The sequence below is a fragment of the Belnapia arida genome, assembly GCF_016773205.1.
GTDB lineage: Bacteria > Pseudomonadota > Alphaproteobacteria > Acetobacterales > Acetobacteraceae > Belnapia > Belnapia arida.
Window position 1 is genome coordinate 1 of record NZ_JAETWB010000241.1, and the last position, 220, is coordinate 220.

Sequence of the window (220 nt, forward strand, 5' to 3'; positions counted from 1 at the left end):
TTGGCGTGCCACGGGCGCTACCCGAGCCAAGGCCAAGGGCGGCGACCTGCGGTCGGGGCGGATCGAGGTCTACCGAGACGCCATTCTGGCGGCGGTCGAGGCTCAGGTGGATATCACCCTGGTGGAGCTGTCCGGCATGCTGCACCGGCAGCACGGCGCCACCTTCGCGCCCAGCACGATCTGGCGCTTCCTGGACCGGCAGGCCATGACGCTCAAAAAA

The 220-nt window shown here is 68.2% G+C and carries 1 pseudogene; it reads left to right on the forward strand.

Annotated elements, in window-relative coordinates:
- Positions 1-220: pseudogene (locus JMJ56_RS33555) on the forward strand (IS630 family transposase); the annotation flags it as partial.